General features: G+C 53.2%; 16 protein-coding genes. 8 read left to right on the plus strand and 8 right to left on the minus strand.

Annotated elements, in window-relative coordinates:
- Positions 1-112: 112 nt before the first annotated feature.
- Entirely contained in the window at positions 113-2,797 is a 2,685-nt protein-coding gene (locus KI362_RS02860) for an adenosylcobalamin-dependent ribonucleoside-diphosphate reductase (protein ID WP_374705614.1), read from the minus strand.
- A 357-nt stretch (positions 2,798-3,154) separates the two neighbouring features.
- Here KI362_RS02860 and KI362_RS02865 point away from each other — a divergent pair, with 357 nt between their 5' ends.
- The 3 genes from KI362_RS02865 (at position 3,155) to KI362_RS02875 (ending at position 7,096) form a co-directional block, all read left to right on the plus strand.
- Entirely contained in the window at positions 3,155-4,927 is a 1,773-nt protein-coding gene (locus KI362_RS02865; RefSeq protein WP_301624732.1) for a DEAD/DEAH box helicase, read from the plus strand.
- A 5-nt stretch (positions 4,928-4,932) separates the two neighbouring features.
- A complete protein-coding gene (locus tag KI362_RS02870; protein ID WP_301624733.1) occupies positions 4,933-5,865 on the plus strand; it encodes a YqhG family protein in 933 nt (310 codons plus the stop codon).
- Between the two features lie 187 nt (positions 5,866-6,052).
- Positions 6,053-7,096 (plus strand): hypothetical protein, encoded by a 1,044-nt coding sequence (locus tag KI362_RS02875; RefSeq protein ID WP_301624735.1) that lies wholly within the window; start codon positions 6,053-6,055, stop codon positions 7,094-7,096.
- A gap of 72 nt (positions 7,097-7,168) precedes the next feature.
- Here the strand turns inward: KI362_RS02875 and KI362_RS02880 are convergent, their stop codons facing one another.
- The gene (locus KI362_RS02880) at positions 7,169-7,372 is read right to left on the minus strand and encodes a YqzE family protein (protein ID WP_044478095.1); all 204 of its coding nucleotides are present in this window, start codon (positions 7,370-7,372) and stop codon (positions 7,169-7,171) included.
- 142 nt (positions 7,373-7,514) lie between these two features.
- Here KI362_RS02880 and KI362_RS02885 point away from each other — a divergent pair, with 142 nt between their 5' ends.
- Entirely contained in the window at positions 7,515-8,222 is a 708-nt protein-coding gene (locus KI362_RS02885) for an N-acetylmuramoyl-L-alanine amidase family protein (RefSeq protein WP_301624738.1), read from the plus strand.
- Here KI362_RS02885 and KI362_RS02890 read toward each other — a convergent pair.
- The 3 genes from KI362_RS02890 to KI362_RS02900 form a co-directional block, all read right to left on the minus strand.
- Complete coding sequence (locus KI362_RS02890) at positions 8,209-9,057, minus strand: divergent polysaccharide deacetylase family protein (protein WP_301624740.1); 849 nt, start codon at positions 9,055-9,057, stop codon at positions 8,209-8,211. The two genes, KI362_RS02885 and KI362_RS02890, sit on opposite strands and share 14 nt — an antisense overlap.
- Positions 9,058-9,076: 19 nt before the next feature.
- The gene (locus KI362_RS02895) at positions 9,077-9,607 is read right to left on the minus strand and encodes a putative ABC transporter permease (RefSeq protein ID WP_301624742.1); all 531 of its coding nucleotides are present in this window, start codon (positions 9,605-9,607) and stop codon (positions 9,077-9,079) included.
- A 123-nt stretch (positions 9,608-9,730) separates the two neighbouring features.
- Positions 9,731-11,395 (minus strand): glycoside hydrolase family 5 protein, encoded by a 1,665-nt coding sequence (locus KI362_RS02900; RefSeq protein ID WP_301624743.1) that lies wholly within the window; start codon positions 11,393-11,395, stop codon positions 9,731-9,733.
- Between the two features lie 474 nt (positions 11,396-11,869).
- Here KI362_RS02900 and KI362_RS02905 point away from each other — a divergent pair, with 474 nt between their 5' ends.
- From KI362_RS02905 to KI362_RS02915, 3 genes are all read left to right on the plus strand, one after another.
- Entirely contained in the window at positions 11,870-12,586 is a 717-nt protein-coding gene (locus KI362_RS02905) for an ABC transporter ATP-binding protein (RefSeq protein WP_301624745.1), read from the plus strand.
- Complete coding sequence (locus tag KI362_RS02910; protein WP_301624746.1) at positions 12,570-14,183, plus strand: hypothetical protein; 1,614 nt, start codon at positions 12,570-12,572, stop codon at positions 14,181-14,183. The genes KI362_RS02905 and KI362_RS02910 overlap by 17 nt, the downstream gene beginning before the upstream one ends.
- 276 nt (positions 14,184-14,459) lie before the next feature.
- Entirely contained in the window at positions 14,460-15,938 is a 1,479-nt protein-coding gene (locus KI362_RS02915) for an Lsa family ABC-F type ribosomal protection protein (RefSeq protein WP_044478085.1), read from the plus strand.
- A gap of 267 nt (positions 15,939-16,205) precedes the next feature.
- Here KI362_RS02915 and KI362_RS02920 read toward each other — a convergent pair whose 3' ends face one another.
- From KI362_RS02920 to KI362_RS02930, 3 genes are all read right to left on the minus strand, one after another.
- The gene (locus KI362_RS02920) at positions 16,206-16,724 is read right to left on the minus strand and encodes a GNAT family N-acetyltransferase (protein WP_301624748.1); all 519 of its coding nucleotides are present in this window, start codon (positions 16,722-16,724) and stop codon (positions 16,206-16,208) included.
- Between the two features lie 17 nt (positions 16,725-16,741).
- A complete protein-coding gene (locus KI362_RS02925) occupies positions 16,742-17,194 on the minus strand; it encodes a Fur family transcriptional regulator (protein ID WP_044478080.1) in 453 nt (150 codons plus the stop codon).
- Between the two features lie 103 nt (positions 17,195-17,297).
- Positions 17,298-19,475: a glycoside hydrolase family 3 C-terminal domain-containing protein gene (locus KI362_RS02930; protein ID WP_301624751.1), complete on the minus strand. Its 2,178-nt coding sequence runs from the start codon at positions 19,473-19,475 to the stop codon at positions 17,298-17,300.
- 170 nt (positions 19,476-19,645) lie between these two features.
- On the opposite strand from KI362_RS02930, the gene KI362_RS02935 reads away from it, so the two are divergent.
- Entirely contained in the window at positions 19,646-20,518 is an 873-nt protein-coding gene (locus KI362_RS02935) for a helix-turn-helix transcriptional regulator (protein ID WP_301624753.1), read from the plus strand.
- Positions 20,519-20,907 lie beyond the last annotated feature (389 nt).

Below are 20,907 nucleotides of genomic sequence, written 5' to 3' on the forward strand. Positions count from 1 at the left end.
GAGGCAAACCTCCATACGGTTGAAATGCGTCTTCCGCTCCAAATGACGTAAAAAAGTCTCGATGAAGGCAATGGCCTGCACCGAGACTTTTTAATAACCTTCCAATTTCACCCTACGAACACTTACTATACCCGCAATTACTGCAAGTTTTACACCCTTCAACATTAATCAGCGAGGCCGATCCGCAGGACGGACAAAGGTCACGCGAGGTGACGGAGCCGCCATGTCCATGAAGGGTGTCCCCTCCGAACGCTTCCGCCGCAGGAGCCTGCTCCTCTTCCTGATGAGTCAACGTAGCCGCAACCGGAGCCGGGTCATGGTATGGCCCGTTCTGGATATGGGTCTCAAGCGCCTTCGCAACGGCGTCGGCGATGGACTCGACGCGGTTCGGTCCGAAGCCGATAGCGCCTGAGCCGCCGATGCCTTTCAGGTGCTTGATCAGCAGCTCTGCCTTCTGTCCGTGATCCCCGTAACGGAGGAACAGCGAGCAGACGCGTCCAAGCGCTTCCGCCATGGCGAACACGTCGGAACCGGCTTTGCCGACGTTCAGGAAGATCTCGCTTGGCACGCCGTTCAGATCATTGATCGTGATGTAGGCCATGCCGAATGGCGTATTAATTTTATAGGTTGCTCCGTGGAGCACTTGCGGGCGCTTCTTGTACTGCGTATCGTTCACTTGCTTCTCCGGTGCCGGAGCGGAAGGCGTTACGCCAAGCGTCTCACTGACGCCGTTCAGCGTCTCTTGCTCAGCTGCGGAAGCCGCACCCTCAAACGCTGCCGGTTCCTCCGTTGCAGGCTTGCTCTCCGCAGCCTTGTCTTCCTTCTTCTCGGTCTGAAGCACCTGAACGTCACGGCTTCCGTCGCGATAAATGGTCACGCCCTTGCAGCCCAGATCAAAGGCCAGCTCATACAGCTTCTTCGTGTCCTCGACCGTGAAATCAGCAGGACAGTTCGCCGTCTTCGAGATCGAGCTGTCCACCCAGCGCTGGATGGCAGCCTGGGAACGAATATGATCCTCGGCGGACAAATCCATGGCGGTTACAAAATAATCCGGCAGCTGCTCACCCGGATGGGCATCCATCCATTCCTGGGCGATAGGCACAAATTGCTCGTCGAAGCCTAGCCGGCTCTGACGGAAATATTTGAAGGCAAAGTAAGGCTCGATCCCCGTCGAAGTACCGACCATGGTGCCCGTGCTTCCGGTAGGCGCCTGGGTAATGATCGTGACATTGCGGATGCCCTTCTCCCTAACGGCCTCGCCGACCTCAGGATAGACCTCGGTCATAACCTTCATAAATCCGCTCTGTAAATATTTGTCCGCTTCAAAGGCAGGGAAGGCTCCCTTCTCTGCTGCAATATCGGCCGAAGCGAGATATGCTTCCTTAGCGATGAAGCCGTACAGCTTGTCTAGGAAGACTAAAGATTCCGGGCTGCCATAACGGATCTTGAGCTTGATCATCAGCTCGGCCAAGCCCATCGTCCCCAGACCGACACGGCGTTCCTTCTTCTGGTTCTTCTCATTTTCCTCAAAATGATACGGGGTCTTGCTAATGACATTATCCAGGAAACGCACAGAATACCGCGTAGTTGTAGCCAGTTCGTCCCACGCCACATCCTGAGCTGCTTCATCATAGAATTTCGACAGATTCATCGCGGACAGGTTGCATACGCCCCAGCCTGGCAAGCCCTGCTCACCGCAAGGATTCGTGCAGATGATCGGATTGAAATACCAGCTGTTCGACATCTGGTTGTAATATTCCATGAACACCACGCCCGGCTCCGCCGATTTCCAGGCCGATTCCATGATCGTGTGCCAGACCTCGCGGGCTTTTACCGTTTTGTAGTGGATTACCTTATGACCTGCGGCCTTCCACTTGTCCAGATCGCCGTCCCACAGCTCATTGTAGTTCTCAACCGTTGTATCCGGGAAGACGAGCTCCCAATTCAGATCCTCCTTCACGGCCTTCATAAAGCCGTTGCTTACGCAGACCGACAGGTTGGCATTCGTCACTTGACCCATGGTCTGCTTGACGGTAATGAAATCCAGCAGATCCGGATGCCAATCATTAATCATCAGCATCAGAGCGCCGCGGCGGCTGCCGCCTTGCTCGATCAAGCCCGTTGTATAGCTGAACAGCCCGCCCCAGGATACCGCGCCGCTGGAAGAACCGTTCACACCTTTTACAATAGCCCGGCGCGGACGCAGCGAGCTCAGGTTAATCCCGACTCCGCCTCCCCGAGCCATAATCTCGGTCATTTCCGTCAATGTCTCCATAATCCCGCCGCGGCTGTCCTTCGGAGAAGGAATAACGTAGCAGTTGAACAGGGTCAGCTCATCGCTCGCTCCGGCTCCGGCTGCGATCCGGCCGCCGGGAACCAGCTTCCAGTCATCCAGAATATAACGGAACTTCTCTTCCCATTCCTGTTGCAGCTCAGGCGTCGCTTCTACAGAAGCCATCGCCCCAGCCAGACGGTCCCACATTTCCTCAGGCGTCTTCTCAATATTCAGCGTCAGCTTCTCCACATCGGATTTGACGATTTCTCCCTTGCGGGTCTTGACCGTCACGATGCGCCCTTCGCGGGCAATGACCTCGCCGACCTCTTTGGTCGGGAACTTCGGATCATCCTTCGTCAGCACCAGCACCACATCGCCTACCTTGGCATTGGCCGGGTCCGCATCCTTCCAAGCATATCTATCCAGAAATATTTTCTCGCTGAGCCCTTCCAGAGTATGTTTTTGTGTCGTTGTCAAAGGGAACACCTCTTTTAAAATATTATTTAATCCATGTCCAGCCATGAACAAAAAAAGTTCGGTCACCTGTCGACAAAATCATCATCCGCAAGCCCGGCACAGGCACGCTCATTTTGCGGCTATTTCATCAACCTTTAACCGTTCTTCTTGCCCGACAAATCATCGAATTTATGTAATGAAATCTACATATAGTGTCTATCGACCATTATACTACACCATATTTCGTTATCATAGCCTATTTTTGCGATTGGGAGCTTCGACCCACCCCTTGTCTAAAAATAGACCTGCTGCTGCATCAGCAATGCCAATTCGACTTTCACCGCCGCAAGTTATGAAGAACTCTCTTTATGTCCATACTACTCCTACTGCGTTCTACGAAACAGGAAAAGGGAGGTTTTCAACATGAAGCCGCATCACTCCGAGTTGGACGCTCCTGCTGCCAAACCCGCTTCCGGCAAGGTTCCGATCCAGTTCGACCGAAGCTGGTACGACGAGCTCCAAGGCAGACTTGACAAGGGTGGTCCTTGGGATGACTGGCAGCTATTTCAGCTGGCCAAACAGGCGGAGGAGGCTTCCCTCGTCACCAGCTTTGAAGAGATGATCTGCCTCAAGCATCTTCAGCAGGTCACACCGCTTCCGCATCAGGTCGATACGGCGCGCAAGGTGCTGTTCGAGATGCGGGGAAGAGCCATCCTGGCCGATGAAGTCGGTCTCGGCAAGACCATTGAAGCCGGACTTATTTTAAAGGAATACATTGTCCGCGGACTTGTGCAAAAGGTGTTAATCCTCGTACCCGCCTCCCTGGTGCTCCAATGGGTGCGGGAGCTGAACCAGAAGTTTGCTATTCCGGCCGTAGCCCAGAAAAAGGCGCACTCCTGGCAAAATCCGGTCGTGGTCGCCTCGATCGATACCGCCAAGCGGGACCCTCACCGCGACATCCTGCTAGGCAGCGAGTACGACATGGTCATTGTCGACGAAGCGCATAAGCTCAAGAACAAGAAGACCACCAACTATCAATTCATGCTCAAGCTCCGCAAAAAATATTGTCTGCTCCTGACAGCTACGCCGGTACAGAACGACCTCGGGGAGCTGTTCAATCTCATTACCCTGCTCAAGCCGGGACAGCTCGGAGGGCAGAGTGATTTTACATCCAACTTCGTCTTCGAGAAGAGAGTGCCGAAGAACGGCGAACAGCTTAAGGAAGAGTTGTCCAAAATCATGATCCGCAACCGGCGGGGAGACGGTGAGCTGGATTTTACGAAGCGTCATGTGAAAAATATTGAAGTCGAGCTTTCACCCGAAGAAATGGAATTGTATGACGGGGTTACTCGCTTTGTCAAAGACCAATATCAGGCAGCCGGCGGCAACCTCAGCAGCATGCTGTCTCTCGTCACCCTCCAGCGGGAGGTGTGCAGCAGCCGGGATGCCGTATTCGTAACCCTCGTGAATCTGGCCAAGAAGCTGGCTCCCGATTCCCCGCTGCGGGACAGAATCTGGGAGCTGGTCGCCTTGATCAAGGCGATTAAGGCCAACAGCAAGGCCGAGCAAGCGATGAAGCTTATCCGGGAGATGGATGACAAGGTGATTCTGTTCACCGAGTACCGCGCCACCCAGGAATATCTGTTGAACTATTTCAAGGAACGCAACATGATCGCAGTCCCCTACCGCGGCGGGATGAACCGGGGCAAGAAGGACTGGATGATGGACCTGTTCCGCGGCAGAGCCCAGGTCATGATCGCCACCGAGGCCGGAGGCGAAGGCATCAACCTGCAATTTTGCCACCAGATGATCAACTTCGATCTGCCCTGGAATCCGATGCGGGTCGAGCAGCGGATCGGACGCGTTCACCGGCTGGGTCAGCAGAATGACGTTCAGATCTACAACTTATCCACCAAGGGAACCATTGAGGAGCACATCCTGAGACTGCTTCACGAGAAGATCAACATGTTCGAGATGGTTATCGGGCAGCTTGATGTCATTCTGGAGCGGTTCGAGAAAGGCAGCTCCTTGGAGAAAAGCCTGTACAAAATCATGCTGGAATCCAGCAGCAACGATGAAATAGCCCGTAAAGTCGATTCACTGGGCCAGTCCCTGGAGCATATCCGCACCGAACTGGATGAACAGGCAGATGGACCCGGGGAAAATGACGGGCTCCAACAGCTGATGGGAGGTTGATCGCCATGACGATGTCACAGGAGCAAATCCGTGACTATTGCAAGACTTATCTGGAAGCAACCGCATGCCAGTTTCTTGAAAAATCACCCTATCACGTTACCGTCAAGCTCTCTCCGCAGGCCGATAAGGAACTGACTAACCGGCCGTATTATTGGGGCTTTGTGGAACGGATGGGCATCGAGCCGGAGACCATGAGCTTTTGCTTCATCTTCGATCCCGAGAAGCACCGGGAGCTGGAGGACGCCTCCGCCGCCCCGAGCGCCGGGCATACGGATCCTGTGCTGGACCGCCACTTCGGTGCGGTTCGGCCGCTTCCCGTGCTAGGTCCTGGCCGAATCCAGAGGGAAGAGATCACCTTTGGCAGTCCGAGATTGAAGCAGATTTTTGCCGCAGCCCGGCAAGGCGGCCGCCAGGTCTATCTGTTCGAGAACCCGGGCCACCTTCAGCGGCGCACCTTGCTCTCAGCCGCCTACGAGCCTTGGCTCGGGGTGCAATACAAGCTTGAATTTTGCTGCGATGTCAAACGGGAAGAGCTTCATTTCCTTGGCATTTCGCTGCAGAACGGCATGGTTGACGATGCTTTTGCTAATAGGTTGAAGGGGAAAGATTTGATCCCGAGGCTGCCCGAGAACGTCCATATTACTCCTACCGGGCTGGCTCTCCCGGTTGCGAGAGAACGGCTGGAGAAGCTCATTACCAGCAGGCTTGAGGATGCGGACAGTGCATGGGCGGATGCGGCACAGGAGCGGCTGGAGGAGGAGCTTCTGCTTATCGACAGCTACTACAGGGACCTGCTTCAGGACCCCGATGAAGAAAGACAGCTCGCCTTCCGGGAGCAGTATGAAGCAAGAAAAGCTGAAATCCGCTGGCAGTATGAACCGAGAATTGTCGTATCTGCTCTGGGCAGCGGCATCTTTCACCTGCGTTCGTCTCTGTAATCGGAAGGTGCCTTCACAATGACTGTTCTCGCTAAAATAACGCAAAAATAGAAGCGCATTTCCCGTTCTTCCGGCGACAGAATGCAGCAACCTTTTCTGGACGGACAAGCTATACTGAACAAACCTGAGGCAGATCATTCCGATTTTGCTTTGCTTCAACCTAATCCAAGAGATAGCAGGTGAATTGATGATGAACCGTCTTTCGCGCATCCGGCGTCCGTTGTCCGGTACGATGAAAATCATGCTGAGCCTGTGCCTGGTCAGCCCTGGATTTCTCGCTCTACCGTCGTTTGCCGTCAAGAATGAGGGTGCGATGAACTTAGTCAGCCATGCTGCCGCTGCTGCTCCAGCAAATGAGTCAGTCGCTCCGGAATCACTCCGGCATTTTGCAGCCGATACGATCAGCAAGCTGTCTGAACAGACCCCATTCCGATCCTGGGCAGGGGCTTCGACTTCAATAGAGCCGCTTGGTCCCGGCACCAGAAGCTGGCTTGTCACCATTTACAGGCCGTCAATTGCCAGCCCTGCTTCCTCTTCACCTGTTCAGATCGGCTATCTTATTATTTCAGCTGCGCCTCAAGGATTGTACAAGCTGATTGAGTATGGCACCGGGCCTGACAGCCTCTATTCTACAAATTTGGCTTCCGATCCCTTGGTGGTCGCCGGGTCATCCCTGACGATCATGCCTGTCTATGGAGGACCCTTGCTGGCGGCCTGGAGAGTCACTGGCGAAGGCAGCGGCGGAGCTACAGGTTCAAGCGCCGAATATCTGGATGCGCAAAGCGGGGAAGCCTTGCCTGAGACGGATACAACCTGGAACCTTCAGAGCGGAGAATACAACCCGCCTTCCGGAGCTTATGGCAGCGATAACGCCGAAGCTTTATTCCCGGGAAATACAACGGCCGCCGGAGAATACTTTGATCCCTATGACAACATCCTGTGGATGGCTGCGGATGCCAAGCAGTTGACCCCGGAGGATGTATTGATGGCACTCGATCAAAAGCACAGCCTCGTCTTTGCCGCTTCCGGCAATGACCGCACTTATCGTTTTCCTCTGCCCATCTATGGCTATCAGACCTGGAATGCTGCGCCTGCTTTCACTGGAACGGCAACGGATACACCAACAGCTCCTGCCATCTATGTCCTGACCGGAAGCGGAGAAGGCAGCAGCTCCCGGTGGATATCGCTGGATGCCATTGCCGACGGCGGAAGCTTTCACCCGCTTCCTTAATACAAATTAAGGCCATTTCCTCTAGTTCCTTCGAGGAGATGGCCTTTTCAGATACGCTGCGATTTACCGTCATCAGCTCTGCCGGCTGCGAGTCTTCTTGCGCTTGCCGGGCATCTGCTTCACCCAGAGCGAGATCGAAAACGGAATCATGCCAAACCAGCGGCTTCCCCATGATTCCTTAGCTCGAGAGCGTTCCCGCCTTACCTCGCGGGGCGTCTCCACATAGTCAACCACACGCTCCGTGATATATTTTACCAGTTCATCTCCCTTCGCCATGGTTCTCCCCCCTTTCCCGTGTTATCGTTCTATAGCTAGTGTGCACGGATTAAGCACTTCTCAAACAAGCGAACCGTATGCATGATTTCTCCTTATTCAGTCCAAGCTAAGTCAGAAATGACTACTATAAAGGATGATGCTTATGCTTCAAATAAAAACCGTGAACCGCGCCATGATCTTTTTCTTATTAGCAGGCTTGCTCGGCATTCCATCGCCATCCTTTGCCGACAGCTCGGAGGAGCAGGCGATCCGGCACGCCTTTCCGCAGCCCGTCATTCTTATCGATGTCGGCCACGGCGGTATTGACGGCGGAACCTCCAGCGGAACCTTGCTGGAAAAGGATATTAATCTTGAAATCGGCAGAAGACTCTATATGGTGCTGCGAAGCCATGGATATATCGCGATTCTCAACCGAACGGGAGATTATGCCTTAAGCGACGATAACCGTTGGCTGAACAGCCGTTCCAGACATCTCCGGGACTTGGCGCAGCGCAAGGAGCTTAGTGAGCAGGTGCCCGCCTCCATTGTGATCAGCCTTCATGTCAATTGGGGACGGAATGCCTCCCGAAGAGGACCGCTGGTGCTGCATCAGGACGAAGGGCAAAGCGCATTGCTCGCCGGAGCGCTTCAGCATGCCCTAGAGGATGCTTATCAGCTCAATAGGAGGCGTCTGCCGGAATTGGGAAGCCCCTTCTATCTGCTGAAGCATACCGATCCGCCGGCTGTCATCGTAGAGACCGGCTTTATCAGCAACGCCGAGGACCGCAGTCTGCTCGCCAGCCCGCGCGGCCAGCAAAAAATCGCAGAAGCACTATACAGCGGAATTGTAGAGTACTTTACGGTAATGTAAATCCCGGGCCAGACTTGATTCCCGAGCGCATCTGTTCCATAGCCAGATCAGAAATCCGAATAAATTGCACACCGTCTGCCTTGAGATCCGGAATTGCCTTCTTCAAGGCGGCGGATGTAATTTTCCCACGGATACCGACATGTCCAATCGTAATACAGCTATGCTGCTCGCGCGCGAGCTGCTCCGCTTTTCGTAATTGAGCGGTAACATGTCCGGTGCTGGACACATCGTCCAGGAAGATGCTGTTCTCCAGCACGGGCAAGCCTCTCTCCCGGCAGAGCTCGTCGACAACAGAGCGATAATTCGTCTTGCTGTCCACAAAGAACAATCCCTGCTCCCGGCACACATCGAGAATGATCCCCATCACTCGCTTGTCGCCGGTTATTTTTGAGCCCATATGATTATTGATCCCAACCGCATGCGGCACATTTGCGACCGCCGCCTCGACCTTGCTCCGCACCTCCTCATCGGACATCGAAGCCATAATTGCACCGGGACCAAGCCACTCCGGCTTCCCATGCTTAGGCTCCAGCGGAAGGTGAACCAGCACGTCATAGCCCTGTTGATGCGCCCGTTCCGCATCCTCGGCAGTCGTTGGAAGAAACGGCATGACGGCCGCCGTCATCGGAATCCCGAGCTGCAGCATTTCATCACTGCCCCCCATGTCATTGCCGAAATCATCAATGATGATGGCAATTCTCGGCTCCTCAGCCTGCCCTTCCTCCTGATTCGCTGCAAATGAAGCTGCGCCACCGGACCACAGCAGGGATACCGTGAGAATTACTGATAAACTCAGCAGCCGGCAAAAGGTAGATTTATGTCCGCTCTTGTTCATTTGTCATCCTCCTTTTGCCTCAGGCAATCAAGCTCTTTCTCCAGGCCTTCCTCCTAACCAGACAGGTGTAGACAAAGTCGGCAAGGCACAGCAGAAGAAGTAATGGAGCCGCCGTAGTCCAGACCGCTTCCACCCTGTCGAAGATATGTTCTATCCCCGGGTGGATATAACGCAATGTCAATAGCGACAAGATTCCCCAATACACTGAAAACCGGATGCAAATGTGACCATGAAGCTGTCCCCGCATCCCGGAATAATCCCACCATGTCCGCCCGAACCAGGCCTTGAGTCCACAGCCGCTGACATATTCAACCACGGTTGGAATCAGAAAACAGAGGAAGATCGAAGTAAGTAAAAGCTGGTGCTGAGGAATCCGCGCCGTCACCCATATCAAAAGAAGCGGAGCCGCGCCATACATCGGCTTATACGGGCCAAGCAGCAGACCCTCCTTCCAGAATCGCCCCGTTGTTGCCAGGCTATAAGTGTTCTCCAGCAGCCAACCCATCACCGAATATACCAAGAAATAAAACAAAGCTTCACTAGCTGTCATCTTCAAGCCACCCCTGATGTCAAAGTCATCCAGCATCTCTCCTATTATGACTTGAATCCTGCCATTTATTCACAGCAAAGAGCCCGGCCAAGGATTGCCGGGCTTAAGCAGGTGCTATAGATTTTATTTCACAGTGACCGTATGCAATTCCACGCTGCCGGAGAGCACCTTCACCGTAAGGAGAGCATGCTGTGCTGGCTGCAGGGCCGCTTGGATGGTTTGGACTTTCTGGACTGCTTGGACTTTCTGGACTGCTTGGGCCAGTTGACTCCCCGCTTCATCGGCCGTTATTTTGCTCTCTGCGATCAAGGTTCCATTCTGAAGCAGCTCCAGTTGGGCCTCCTCCCGGCATGTAAGCTCGATCGACACCGTATGTCCTTCACCGATGCGATAGAAGCTGTATCCGGCATACTCGCCCGCCGTCAGTTTGAGAGCCAGCCAGTTCCAGCCGCTGTCGAACAGGTGCTTTTTCTCCACAGGCTCATTCGTGATCGGCACAATGCTCATGCCGGTAGCTGCACGATACTTATAAATGTTGCCTTCCCGCCGAAGACCGCTGTAGGATACGCCTTTTCCAGGCAGCTCGTCAAAATCGGTCGCTCTCACCCGGCAGCCCGGCAGCCGGAACACAGACGCGGTGACCTCTGGATGATACGTGCAATTTTCCGCCTTCATATGATCCAGGTACCGTTCCAGAATTTCGCGGGCCCGGTCCGGACTCGGCTTTGGCCCGCCCTTCGTATAAGCTAACAGCTCGTCCCAGCCCTCCGGCTTGTTAACCGTGTAAGGGGAGTTCGGACGCTCCATCTTTTTCCAAGGCCACAAGTTGTAGCCGATCCCCAAAGCGGCGGCAAGCGGGTACATGGCGGCGAACCATTCCAACTCGTTCTCACCGGTCTCCCCTAGCCACAGCGGCTGATCCAGCCTCTTGGACAGCGCCAGATATTCGTCGTACGCCTCCTTGCCAGGCATGCACGCGTAACGGTGAAAGTGAATCACCATATTGTCATCATACCGCTTATAAAAGACAGCCGTATTCGTCGCCCAATGATGCCCCTCAATCGAGAGCATATGTCTCGTATCGATTTCCCGGATCGCTGCAATCGCTTCGTCATAGAACTCCGTCAGCTTCCGGACCAGGTAATACTCTTGCTTGCCCTCCATCAATCCGGGGCGAACCGGCTCATTCAGCAGGTCATAACCGCCGACGATCCAGCGGTCGCGATAGCGCCGGGCCAACTCCTTCCACAGCTCAATCCCCTTATGCCAGCTCTCCGGATCGGTGAGCAGCCGCGGGAGATCATCGACCGAATCGTCGATGTTGGCCCCGGTCTGGCCGCCGGGCGCGCCGTGCAGGTCAAGGAACGCATAAATCCCGAATTCCTCGCACCAATCCAGGCATTGATCGATCAGCCGGAAGTTCTCCTCCTTCCAGAAGATCCCCGGCTCGTCCTCCATCAGCACACGCCACCCGATCGGAATTCTGATGGAATTGTAGCCTTGCTCCGCCATCAGACGGATATCCTCACGAGTGATATATTGATTGCGAAACCGCTTCCAGAATTGTTCCGCGTATTCGGTCCCTGTCAAATCCCGGATCACCGCTTCGATCCTTCTCGGACGATCAAAGCTTTCATCCTGCGACAACCACATATAACCTTCGCATAACAGCCAGTTTCCCAGCCCCCACCCGGTCAAAATGATCTCCTCGCCCGCTTCGTTCACAACCCGTGTTCCTTCAGCGCGTAAAAATCCCTTTACCCGTGACCGTTCCATCTGTTCTCTCATTTCGCAGTCCTCCTCTGCCTATGTATGTTATATGAACTTAGTTGTACGCAAAATTGCGTACCTGTCCGTAGGGAATCGCCCAGGCATCAATATACCTGCTTGTATCGATTCCGCCTCGACACACAATTTTGTTCGAAAAACCGTACAACGTCCCTACCGTCTGCCCACGTTACGCAACGTTTTGTACGGAAAACCGTATAACTCTCCCTCTATACGGCAGCCCCAGCACTCAACTTTTGTACGATATTCCGCACAAATAACCCGCCATCTGCATCAAAGCGTTACTCCCCAAAAAACAGTTGCCATCCACGTAAGCCTAAGCGCCCTCACATAAATTATAACATTCACTTCAGGACAAGCAGGATGCCCATATTTCAGGTCAGAGGACAATTTTCAAGGCGCAGTTATAGCAACCATCTACTATCTTGAGCGTATTAATCAGGAGTAAGCTATATTTGGAAAGGAGCACCCCACTTGGAACTGATTCTGGATCAAATGGAAAAAGCCTTTGGCGACAAGCAAGTGCTGAAGGGTGCCGGGTACACGTTTGAGAGAGGAAAAATTTACGGGTTGCTCGGACGAAACGGCGCCGGCAAAACAACGCTGTTCAACTGTCTGAGCCGGGAGCTGTCGATGGATGCGGGACAAGTCCGGCTGCGCAGCGGAGATACCGTGCGCGAGCTACGTGAAGAGGATGTCGGCTACGTCTACTCCCTGCCTATCCTGCCGGATTTTCTTACGGGATACGAATTCATTAAATTCTACATGGATATCAATCGCGATAAGCTGCAGGCTGACGACTCCATCGACGGTTATTTTGAATTGATCGGCTTCTCTGAGGAAGATCGCCATCTCCTGATCAAGGGCTATTCCCACGGGATGAAGAACAAGATTCAAATGCTGCTGTTTCTGATCATGAAGCCGCCTGTTATTTTGCTGGACGAACCCTTGACCTCCTTCGATGTAATCGTAGCGCTGGAAATGAAAAAGCTGCTCAGAGAAATGAAGCAGGATCATATTCTGATCTTCTCCACGCATATTTTGCAGCTCGCCACCGACCTATGCGATGAACTGGTCATTCTGAACAATGGCAGCCTGTCCGCTGTTCCGCCGGGACTGATGCACAGTCCGGAATTTGAGTCGAGCATTATTCAATTGCTGAGGGAAGAATCCGATGCAGCGCACAGTTAATCAGGTATTCGGAGTCCGTATCTCGTCCGCCGTCAACCGATTAATTTACTATATCCGCAGGCTGCCGTTGGCAGGACGGCTTGTGCCGGAATCACTGTATGGCAAGGTTTCGGCCAAACGGGCCCTGTCCGTCGTCGCCTGGATTCTGATGATCCTGTGGGGTCTGTTATCCAAGCTTCTCTATCTGGGTCTGATAGTTTATTATCCTGCAGTGTCGGTCAAGCTGGACAACTTTGCAGGCTATAGCAACCCGCAGCTCAGCCTGTTCAGTCATATATTTCTGATCATCAGCTTCATTACGGCCGGGGTGTCAAACTGTACCATCCTGGAGCCAAAGCGGGAGAAGTTCATAGCTGTCAAGCTGATGCGCATACAACCCGACATCTATATGAAGGCGACACTCGGCTACAAATATCTCACTTCCTTCATCTACTACATACCGGCGCTGCTGCTGTTCGTTCTGCTTCTGGACGGTACGGTTATGCAGGCTTTGTCTCTGGCAGTGACGGTCACACTGTCCCGGGTGATCTGGGAGTACATTCATTTGAAGCTGTTTGAAGCCAATGGCATGGTACTGGTCAAGCAGAACCTGATTGTCTGGCTGACCATCGGCGTTACCTATGCCCTTGCCTACGCTCCCTTATTGTTCCCGCAGGTTCCACTGCTCGGGGGAATATTGCTGTCATGGATTGCGCCCATTATCCTGATTCCGCTCGGAGTTTTTGCTTTGCTTCGTTTAGCTAAATATCATGATTACCGGGCGGTAACAGATGCCGCTACCAAACGGGATGATCCGCTGCTGGACATGGGACGTCTAATCAGGGAAGCAGAGCTCAAGAGCGTTCAGACCAAAGCTGGCGAGACAGACTTGACGGTCAGGCAGGATGGACAAGGCGGGAACAAGCAAGGCTACGCCTTTCTCAACATGCTGTTCTTCGCACGGCATCGCAGCCTGATCCTGGACCCTGTACGCAAGCGCCTGGCCCTGATTGCCGGCCTCGGAGCTACCGTCTGTGCAGTATTCGCCCTGAACGCTGACGCAATCGGACTGGTCATTACCGGCCCCGGCTTCTTCGTTCCTTATTTAGCCTTTACACTGTATCTGCTATCTGTCGGGGAGCGGGTATGCCGGGCATTCTTTTATAATTGCGACCTCAGTATGATGCGTTACAGCTTCTATCGCGCCGCAGCGCCGGAGCACTTCCGGATTCGCCTGTTGAGCCTTGCGGGGCATAATTTGCTAATCGCTTCGACCTTTGCAGCGATGCTGACTCTGCTCGCCGGAATCGCCGCTCCCTGGTCGACGCCGGATACCGTGATGCTGTGGGTTTCAGCGTTATGCTTGTCCCTGTTTTTCACCGTTCACCATCTGGCGCTCTACTACCTGTTCCAGCCCTACTCCACAGAGCTGAACGTGAAGAACCCATTTTACCATGTTTTGAATATGGGCGTGTCGATGGTGTGCGGCGCCAGTCTGTTCTTCTCCATTCCGCTTGCGAGTTTCACCGTCATCATAGCAGGACTGACCCTGGTTTATCTGGCCTGCACCTGGATTCTGGTAAGCAGATTCGGCCACCGGACGTTCCGGGTCAAATAGGTTCGGTTGATCTTTGCCTTGCGGAATGGTAACATGGAGACACCAATGTTGAAGAGGAGTGGAAAGATGAACAACTTTCTTGCGAACTAATCAGATGAGAACGAGCAGAGTCTTCCTTTGCGCGTTTTGTCATGGTTATGCAAGAAAGTGTGTATTCTTTTCATCCCGGACGATATAGGCCTCCCTGTGACAGGGGCATGGTCTGTTATAGGTATGGGCTGCAGGAATTCCCTTTCTTGCAGCCCATACCTTTTTTTGTACAGGAGGAACTTGACTATGTCCCAAATCACCGTAAACAAACTTACTTTTGCCTATGAAGGCAGTTACGATTTGATCTTCGAAAATGTCAGCTTCCAGCTCGACACGGATTGGCGGCTCGGCTTCACCGGACGAAACGGACGAGGAAAGACGACATTCCTGAATCTTCTTCTGGGCAAGCTGGAATACAGCGGCACCATCTCCGCAGATGTCGAATTCGAATACTTCCCCTATCCTATTGCGGATCGGGATCAGCTTACGATGAATGTCGTTAGCGACATTTACCCCGATTATGTTCACTGGGAGCTGATGCGCGAATTCCAATTGCTCGAGGTTACGGAAGATGTGCTGTACCGCCCGTTCTCCTCCCTGTCCAATGGCGAGCAGACCAAGGTCATGCTGGCTGCCATGTTTATCAAGGAGAACCGGTTCCTGCTGATCGATGAGCCGACCAACCACCTGGATCTTCGGGGACGGGAGCTGGTCAGCGAGTATCTTCGGACCAAGCGCGGATTCATTCTCGTCTCGCATGACAGGGCGTTTCTGGATCACTCTGTGGACCATATTTTGTCGATCAACAGGACGAATATTGAAATTCAGAAGGGCAATTTCTCCAGCTGGTGGATGAACAAGGAGCGGCAGGATCAATACGAGCTTGCCGAGAACGAGAAGCTGAAGAAGGACATCAAGCGGCTGTCCGAAGCCGCGAGGCGCACAAGCGGTTGGTCCGACGAAGTGGAGAAGTCGAAGAACGGCACCCGAAATTCCGGCTCCAAACTGGATAAGGGCTACGTCGGGCATAAGGCTGCCAAGATGATGAAGCGCTCGAAATCGATCGAGCAGCGGCAGCAGAGCGCATTGGAGGAGAAATCCTCGCTGCTGAAGAACCTGGAATCGGCAGACCAGCTAAAGCTGTCCCAGCCGGTCTATCACAAGCAACAATTGCTCCATCTAGATCATGTCTCAATTCAATACGGTGACCGAACCGTATGTCAGGACGTCAGCTTCACGATCAATCAAGGTGATCGGGTCGCGCTCCGCGGATCGAATGGCTCCGGCAAGTCCAGCCTGCTCAAGCTAATCTGCGGAGAAGCTATAAGCCATACCGGCAATGTCGACATCGGCAGCCGGCTTCAAATCTCCTATGTCTCTCAGGATACCTCGCATCTGGCAGGCAGTCTGACCGATTATGCCCGAGCATGCGGGATCGACGAGAGCTTGTTCAAGGCCATTCTCCGCAAGCTCGATTTTGCCCGGGTCCAATTCGAGAAGGACATCGCCTCCTACAGCGGCGGGCAGAAGAAAAAGGTGCTGATCGCCCGCAGCCTGTGCGAGCATGCGCATCTGCTTATTTGGGACGAACCGCTCAATTTCATTGACGTCATCTCCCGGATGCAGATTGAGGAGCTGCTGCTGTCCTATGCGCCGACCATTCTCTTTGTCGAGCATGACCGGGAGTTCTGCGAGCATGTCGCCACTTCCGTGATCGAGCTTTAAATCATAGTGTCCCAAAACCCAAAAGCCATCGTAGATGATCGAGGACACCTTTTTCAATGTGAGGTTACGCCGTGCGTTACGAATCAAGTGCCGATAAGCATTAAAATTGCTGACGGGGCGGCTCAGGCGGCTTTGTACACCCTCTTTTAAATTCGCAGCCAGAGTTCAGAAATGAAGTGTACCTGTTACAAACCGTCACCATAGAAAAAAAGACCTGTCAGGCCTTCAAAGCCAACAGGTCTTCTTATTTAACCTCGAAATGTAACCTCAACTCTCCGACACGCGATAAACTTCACTGTACAGAATGGCCCTGCAAGCGAGGAACTCTTGCTCGGTGAGTAGCTGCGGATAGCTCATGATTTTCAGCGGCAGCGGGTCCCCGCCTTCCCGCAGCGGCGGTTGAACATAGCTGTATTCATTCAGGCGGAAGCCGAGCCGCTCATAGAAAGAGATCCGTCTTGCGGACGACTCGTCCTCCGGCAGCTCTACCTCGAGGATCGTCGGCTTCACCGGCTGCTCCTCCAGGCATTTTCTCACAAGCTTGTTGCCAACCCCGCCCCCGCGCACCGAAGGATCAACCGCGAGATGCTCAATGAAGCGCAGCGCAGGAAACTCCCAGACTGCCAGAAAGGCAATAATCCGCTCTTCCTCATCCCTCTCAGTGAGCAGCCGATACTCCGAACGATCCAGAAGCTTCTCTTGCCCGGATTTGGTACGATATTCCGTCACCGGAAAGGATGCTGACATGATCTCGTATACACGTTCAAACTGTTCTAGCTGACTCATTCGAAGTAATCTCCTGTTTATCCTTCCGTTACGCTCTGGCAAGCCTCGCAGATCCCGTACACCTCGAAGCGGTGCCGGATCACCTTGTAATTTCCCGGCAGCTCCAAGCCATGGTCCATCGGACAGAAGTCAAAAGCCAGTGTTTTTTCGCAATTAATGCAGATCAGGTGGTGGTGGTGATGCGCCGCGCAATTTTCCCGGAACTTCAAGCCGCCTTCCATGAAATAGAAATGCTCCAGCACACCCATCTCACTCAGCATCCGAAGATTGCGGTAAACCGTATCCAGACTCATGCTTGGATAATGAACGGACATTTGGTCATAAACATCCTTCGGCGATAAATAGCCGTCATAGTCGGCAAAAATCTGCGCCAGCGTCTTTCGCTGCTCCGTTACCCTCCACCCGTTACGCGCCATCGTATCCAGCATCTCTTGAACCTTGGAGTGGCTCTTTTCCATTCCTGCGCACATTCCCTTCCTTGATATCTAAAGCGTCTGGTCCGCCAGCCCCAGCCCGCATAAAATCCTATCGTTCTATTTTATCAGGAAAAGGGAGAGTTGTCACAATCACTCCTTATATTTCAAGCTCGTTATCGGCCGTAAGCGAGAATGCCTCGGGCTGCTTGCCGGTCAGCTTGCGGCTTCGCTGGTCCGGCTGGGAGGTGCCTGCATAGACGGTGTAGGTTCCTTTCTGAATCCTGCGCACGCCTTCCTCGTCGCATAATGAGAAGGCGGAAGCAGGCAGATGCAAATTCACTTCCTTGGTCACGCCAGGCTCGAGGTGAATTTTTCGGAGCGCCTTTAGCTGGGCATTAGGCGTCCCGGCCCGCTCGGCCTTCACGTAAAGCTGCAGGGCTTCTCCCCCTGCCCTTTTGCCGTCGTTACGCAGCATAGCGGTTACCTGAACGCCCTGGGAAGTGACCCGGTCCGTATCCAGCTTTACGCCTTCCAGGACGATATCGGTATAGGAAAGCCCGTAACCAAACGGATACAGCGCCTCGCCCGTCATATAGCGGTATGTCCGGTTTTTCATCGCATAATCAGTAAAGGCGGGAAGCTCCTCTGTTGAGCGGTAGAACGTCACCGGCAGCTTACCCTCCGGAGAAAACTCGCCGAACAACGCCTCCGCAATGACCCGTCCTCCTTGGGCGCCCGGATACCAGCCTTGCAAAATCGCCGGAACATGCTCGTCAGCCCAGCTGAGATCAAGCGCACTTCCTGCCAATACGACCAATACCACGGGCTTGCCGCTGGCATAAGCGGTTTTCAGTACTTCCTCCTGAAGTCCCGGGAATTTCAGATCCGGTTTGTCACCGCTGCCGAACTGGTTTCCGGTATCCCCTTCTTCCCCTTCCAGCCCCGCATCCAGTCCCAGACAAACCACGACAACATCGCTTTCCGCACAGACGGCCTTGACCTCGGAAATCCGGTCGTTTCCGGTGCTGAGCCCGCTAACGCGGTCTTTGTACAGATGACACCCCTCGGAATACAGGACGCGGGCAGCGTTCCCGACATAATCCTGAATACCTTCCAATACCGTAATATAGCGAGAGGCTGTCCCTTCGTAATTGCCGACAAGCGCCTTGCGGTTATTGGCATTGGGGCCGATCACGCCTATGGTACTGACCGCGTCTTTGCTCAGCGGCAGCAGTCCAGCTTCGTTCTTCAGCAGCACCAGGCTCGAACGGGCGGCTTTGCGGTTTAATGCCTGCATCTTGGGGGTATCCACTTCGTTATAGGCAATCGCGTTAAACGGTACTTGTTCCGGCTCGTCAAACAGACCGAGCTTCATGCGGGTCGTGAACAGCCGGATCACCGCACGGTCGATTTGTTCCTCGGTAACGAGCCCTTCCTTGACCGCATCCAGCAAAAACATAAACAAGCTGCCGCAGTTCAAATCGCAACCCCGGTTAACCGCTAAAGCGACCGATTCCACGGCGTTTTCCGTTACATGGTGGTGCTCGTGAAAATCCCTGATCGCCCAGCAATCCGACACGACATGCCCGTCAAATTGCCATTCGCCGCGCAGGATTTGTTCGAGCAAAAGCTCGCTTCCGCAGCAGGGTTCACCATTCGTCCGGTTATAGGCGCCCATTACCGCTTCAACCTTGGCTTCCTCAACGCAAGCCTGGAAGGCCGGCAAATACGTCTCATACAAATCCTGAGCAGACACGACTGCGTTAAACTGATGCCTGAGATCCTCCGGTCCGGAGTGAACGGCAAAATGCTTGGCGCAAGCGGCGAGCTTGAGATAATTTTCGTCATGGCCCTGCAGGCCTTGAATAAACCGGACACCCAGTCTTGCGGTTAAATAAGGATCCTCCCCGTAGGTTTCATGACCTCTGCCCCATCTTGGATCGCGAAAAATATTAACGTTTGGCGCCCAAAAAGTCAGACCTTTATAAATGTCCGTATCCTCGTACTGCTGCTGCATGTTAAATTTAGCTCTTGCCTCCGTGGCGATCGCATCGGCCACTTCCTCCAGCAGCTCTTCGTCGAACGTGGCCGCAAGCCCGATCGCCTGCGGGTACACGGTGGCCACACCGGCTCTGGCGACACCGTGCAGCGCTTCGTTCCACCAATTGTAGGCTTTGACGTCAAGCCGCGGAATTGCGGGGGCGGCGTGCAACATTTGATGCACCTTCTCATCCAGCGTCATCTGCTCGACGAGACTCTGGGCACGCGCCTTATACTGATTCATTTTTTCACGGTTGTTTACGAGTTCGACCATCATCTCAACCTCATCTTTCACCTGTTTTTTGATCAAATAGGATTTGATAAACTCTTTTCGCGCATGGTATCATTTTGTATGCGATTTCATCGACTTTATTATACCGGCTTTAGCTTCGTTATTTCTTCGTAAATTTAGCTTTTAACTTCTCAAATATTGCTAAATTTGAAGCCTAGAGAGGAAGAATACAGATGATTGAAAGTCTGAATGGCGCCAAGGAAACCGTTTCTTACCGGGACCATCCCGGAATCCGTATCTATTTGAACCAAGAGGCTGAGGATTACCCTATGCACTGGCATACGGCTGCTGAGGTGATCATGCCGATCGAAAATAATTACTCGGCGGTTGTCGACGATACCCGGATAGTCCTGAATCCCGGGGACATACTCATCATCCCTCCGGGTGAGCTGCATCAACTGTTTGCCCCGGAAACGGGAAAAAGGGTCATTATGCAGTTTGACAGTACGCTTCTCTACCCGCTGAACGGCTTTGACTCCACCTTTCACCTGCTTCGCCCTTACATCATCATCGCTTCTCATCAAGATCAGGAACTGCACGGTGCGCTGAAGCCGCTGCTGCTTGAACTGATGGATGAATATTTCAGCGGCTCCCTGCTTAAGGAAGCTTCCGCTTACGCCATGCTGATTCAATTTTTCGTTGTGCTTGGCCGGAACTATATGCATCTGGAACGCCGTTTCCCCAACCGAAAGAGCCAAAAACAGCAGCATAAATACATCGATAAGCTGCTGGAAGTATGCAACTATATTAACGAGCACTGCACCGAGGAGATTCAGGTTGAAAAGCTGGCCGAGCTGGCCGGAATCAGCAAATTTCACTTTATGCGTTTGTTCAAGCAATTTATGGGCATATCCTACTACACTTATCTCAACCAGCATCGGATCATGCATGCAGAGAAGCTGCTGATCGATGCGAATTTGTCGATTATGGAGGTCGCCATGAGCTCCGGCTTCGGCAGTTTGCCTACCTTTAACCGCGTATTCAAGAACTATAAAAAATGCACACCTTCGGAATATAAGCTTTTACATGGGGTTCATAAGCTTTAATGCCTAAGCCAGAGGACAATGTGAAGAGGTTGTCCCAAACCATCGTAGATGATAGGGGGGGACATTTTTCAATGTGAGGTTACGCCTTGCGTCGCGAAATAAGTGCCGAAAGGCATTAAAATTCCTGGCGTGGGTGCTCGTGTGGCGAAATAATGCAGAAAGGCATTAAAATTGTTGGCGTGGGTGCTCGCGCGGCGAAATAAATGACAAAAGGCATTAAAATTGCTGGCGTGGGTGCTCGTGCGGTCTTTATAATGCAGAATGTCACTAAAGCCTCGAGGCTTGCTTGCCAAAGCCAGTTTGGATGTCGGGCGGATTCCCCCTCGCTCCTCATTTGCTCAAGAAAGCCGCTGGGACGCAAGAAACCAAGGCACCAAGCGAGAGAAAGG

This window comes from Paenibacillus apis, assembly GCF_018333295.1.
Classification (GTDB): domain Bacteria; phylum Bacillota; class Bacilli; order Paenibacillales; family Paenibacillaceae; genus Fontibacillus; species Fontibacillus antibioticophila.

Excerpts from the sequence above, each read along its gene's own strand:
- KI362_RS02875 (WP_301624735.1), top strand. The coding sequence starts at position 6,053 with ATGATGAACCGTCTTTCGCGCATCCGGCGTCCGTTGTCCGGTACGATG.
- KI362_RS02865 (WP_301624732.1), top strand. The coding sequence starts at position 3,155 with ATGAAGCCGCATCACTCCGAGTTGGACGCTCCTGCTGCCAAACCCGCT.
- KI362_RS02920 (WP_301624748.1), bottom strand. The coding sequence starts at position 16,724 with ATGAGTCAGCTAGAACAGTTTGAACGTGTATACGAGATCATGTCAGCA.
- KI362_RS02910 (WP_301624746.1), top strand. The coding sequence starts at position 12,570 with ATGCAGCGCACAGTTAATCAGGTATTCGGAGTCCGTATCTCGTCCGCC.
- KI362_RS02925 (WP_044478080.1), bottom strand. The coding sequence starts at position 17,194 with ATGTGCGCAGGAATGGAAAAGAGCCACTCCAAGGTTCAAGAGATGCTG.
- KI362_RS02915 (WP_044478085.1), top strand. The coding sequence starts at position 14,460 with ATGTCCCAAATCACCGTAAACAAACTTACTTTTGCCTATGAAGGCAGT.
- KI362_RS02895 (WP_301624742.1), bottom strand. The coding sequence starts at position 9,607 with ATGACAGCTAGTGAAGCTTTGTTTTATTTCTTGGTATATTCGGTGATG.
- KI362_RS02890 (WP_301624740.1), bottom strand. The coding sequence starts at position 9,057 with ATGAACAAGAGCGGACATAAATCTACCTTTTGCCGGCTGCTGAGTTTA.
- KI362_RS02880 (WP_044478095.1), bottom strand. The coding sequence starts at position 7,372 with ATGGCGAAGGGAGATGAACTGGTAAAATATATCACGGAGCGTGTGGTT.
- KI362_RS02885 (WP_301624738.1), top strand. The coding sequence starts at position 7,515 with ATGCTTCAAATAAAAACCGTGAACCGCGCCATGATCTTTTTCTTATTA.
- KI362_RS02900 (WP_301624743.1), bottom strand. The coding sequence starts at position 11,395 with ATGAGAGAACAGATGGAACGGTCACGGGTAAAGGGATTTTTACGCGCT.
- KI362_RS02860 (WP_374705614.1), bottom strand. The coding sequence starts at position 2,797 with ATGGCTGGACATGGATTAAATAATATTTTAAAAGAGGTGTTCCCTTTG.
- KI362_RS02870 (WP_301624733.1), top strand. The coding sequence starts at position 4,933 with ATGACGATGTCACAGGAGCAAATCCGTGACTATTGCAAGACTTATCTG.
- KI362_RS02935 (WP_301624753.1), top strand. The coding sequence starts at position 19,646 with ATGATTGAAAGTCTGAATGGCGCCAAGGAAACCGTTTCTTACCGGGAC.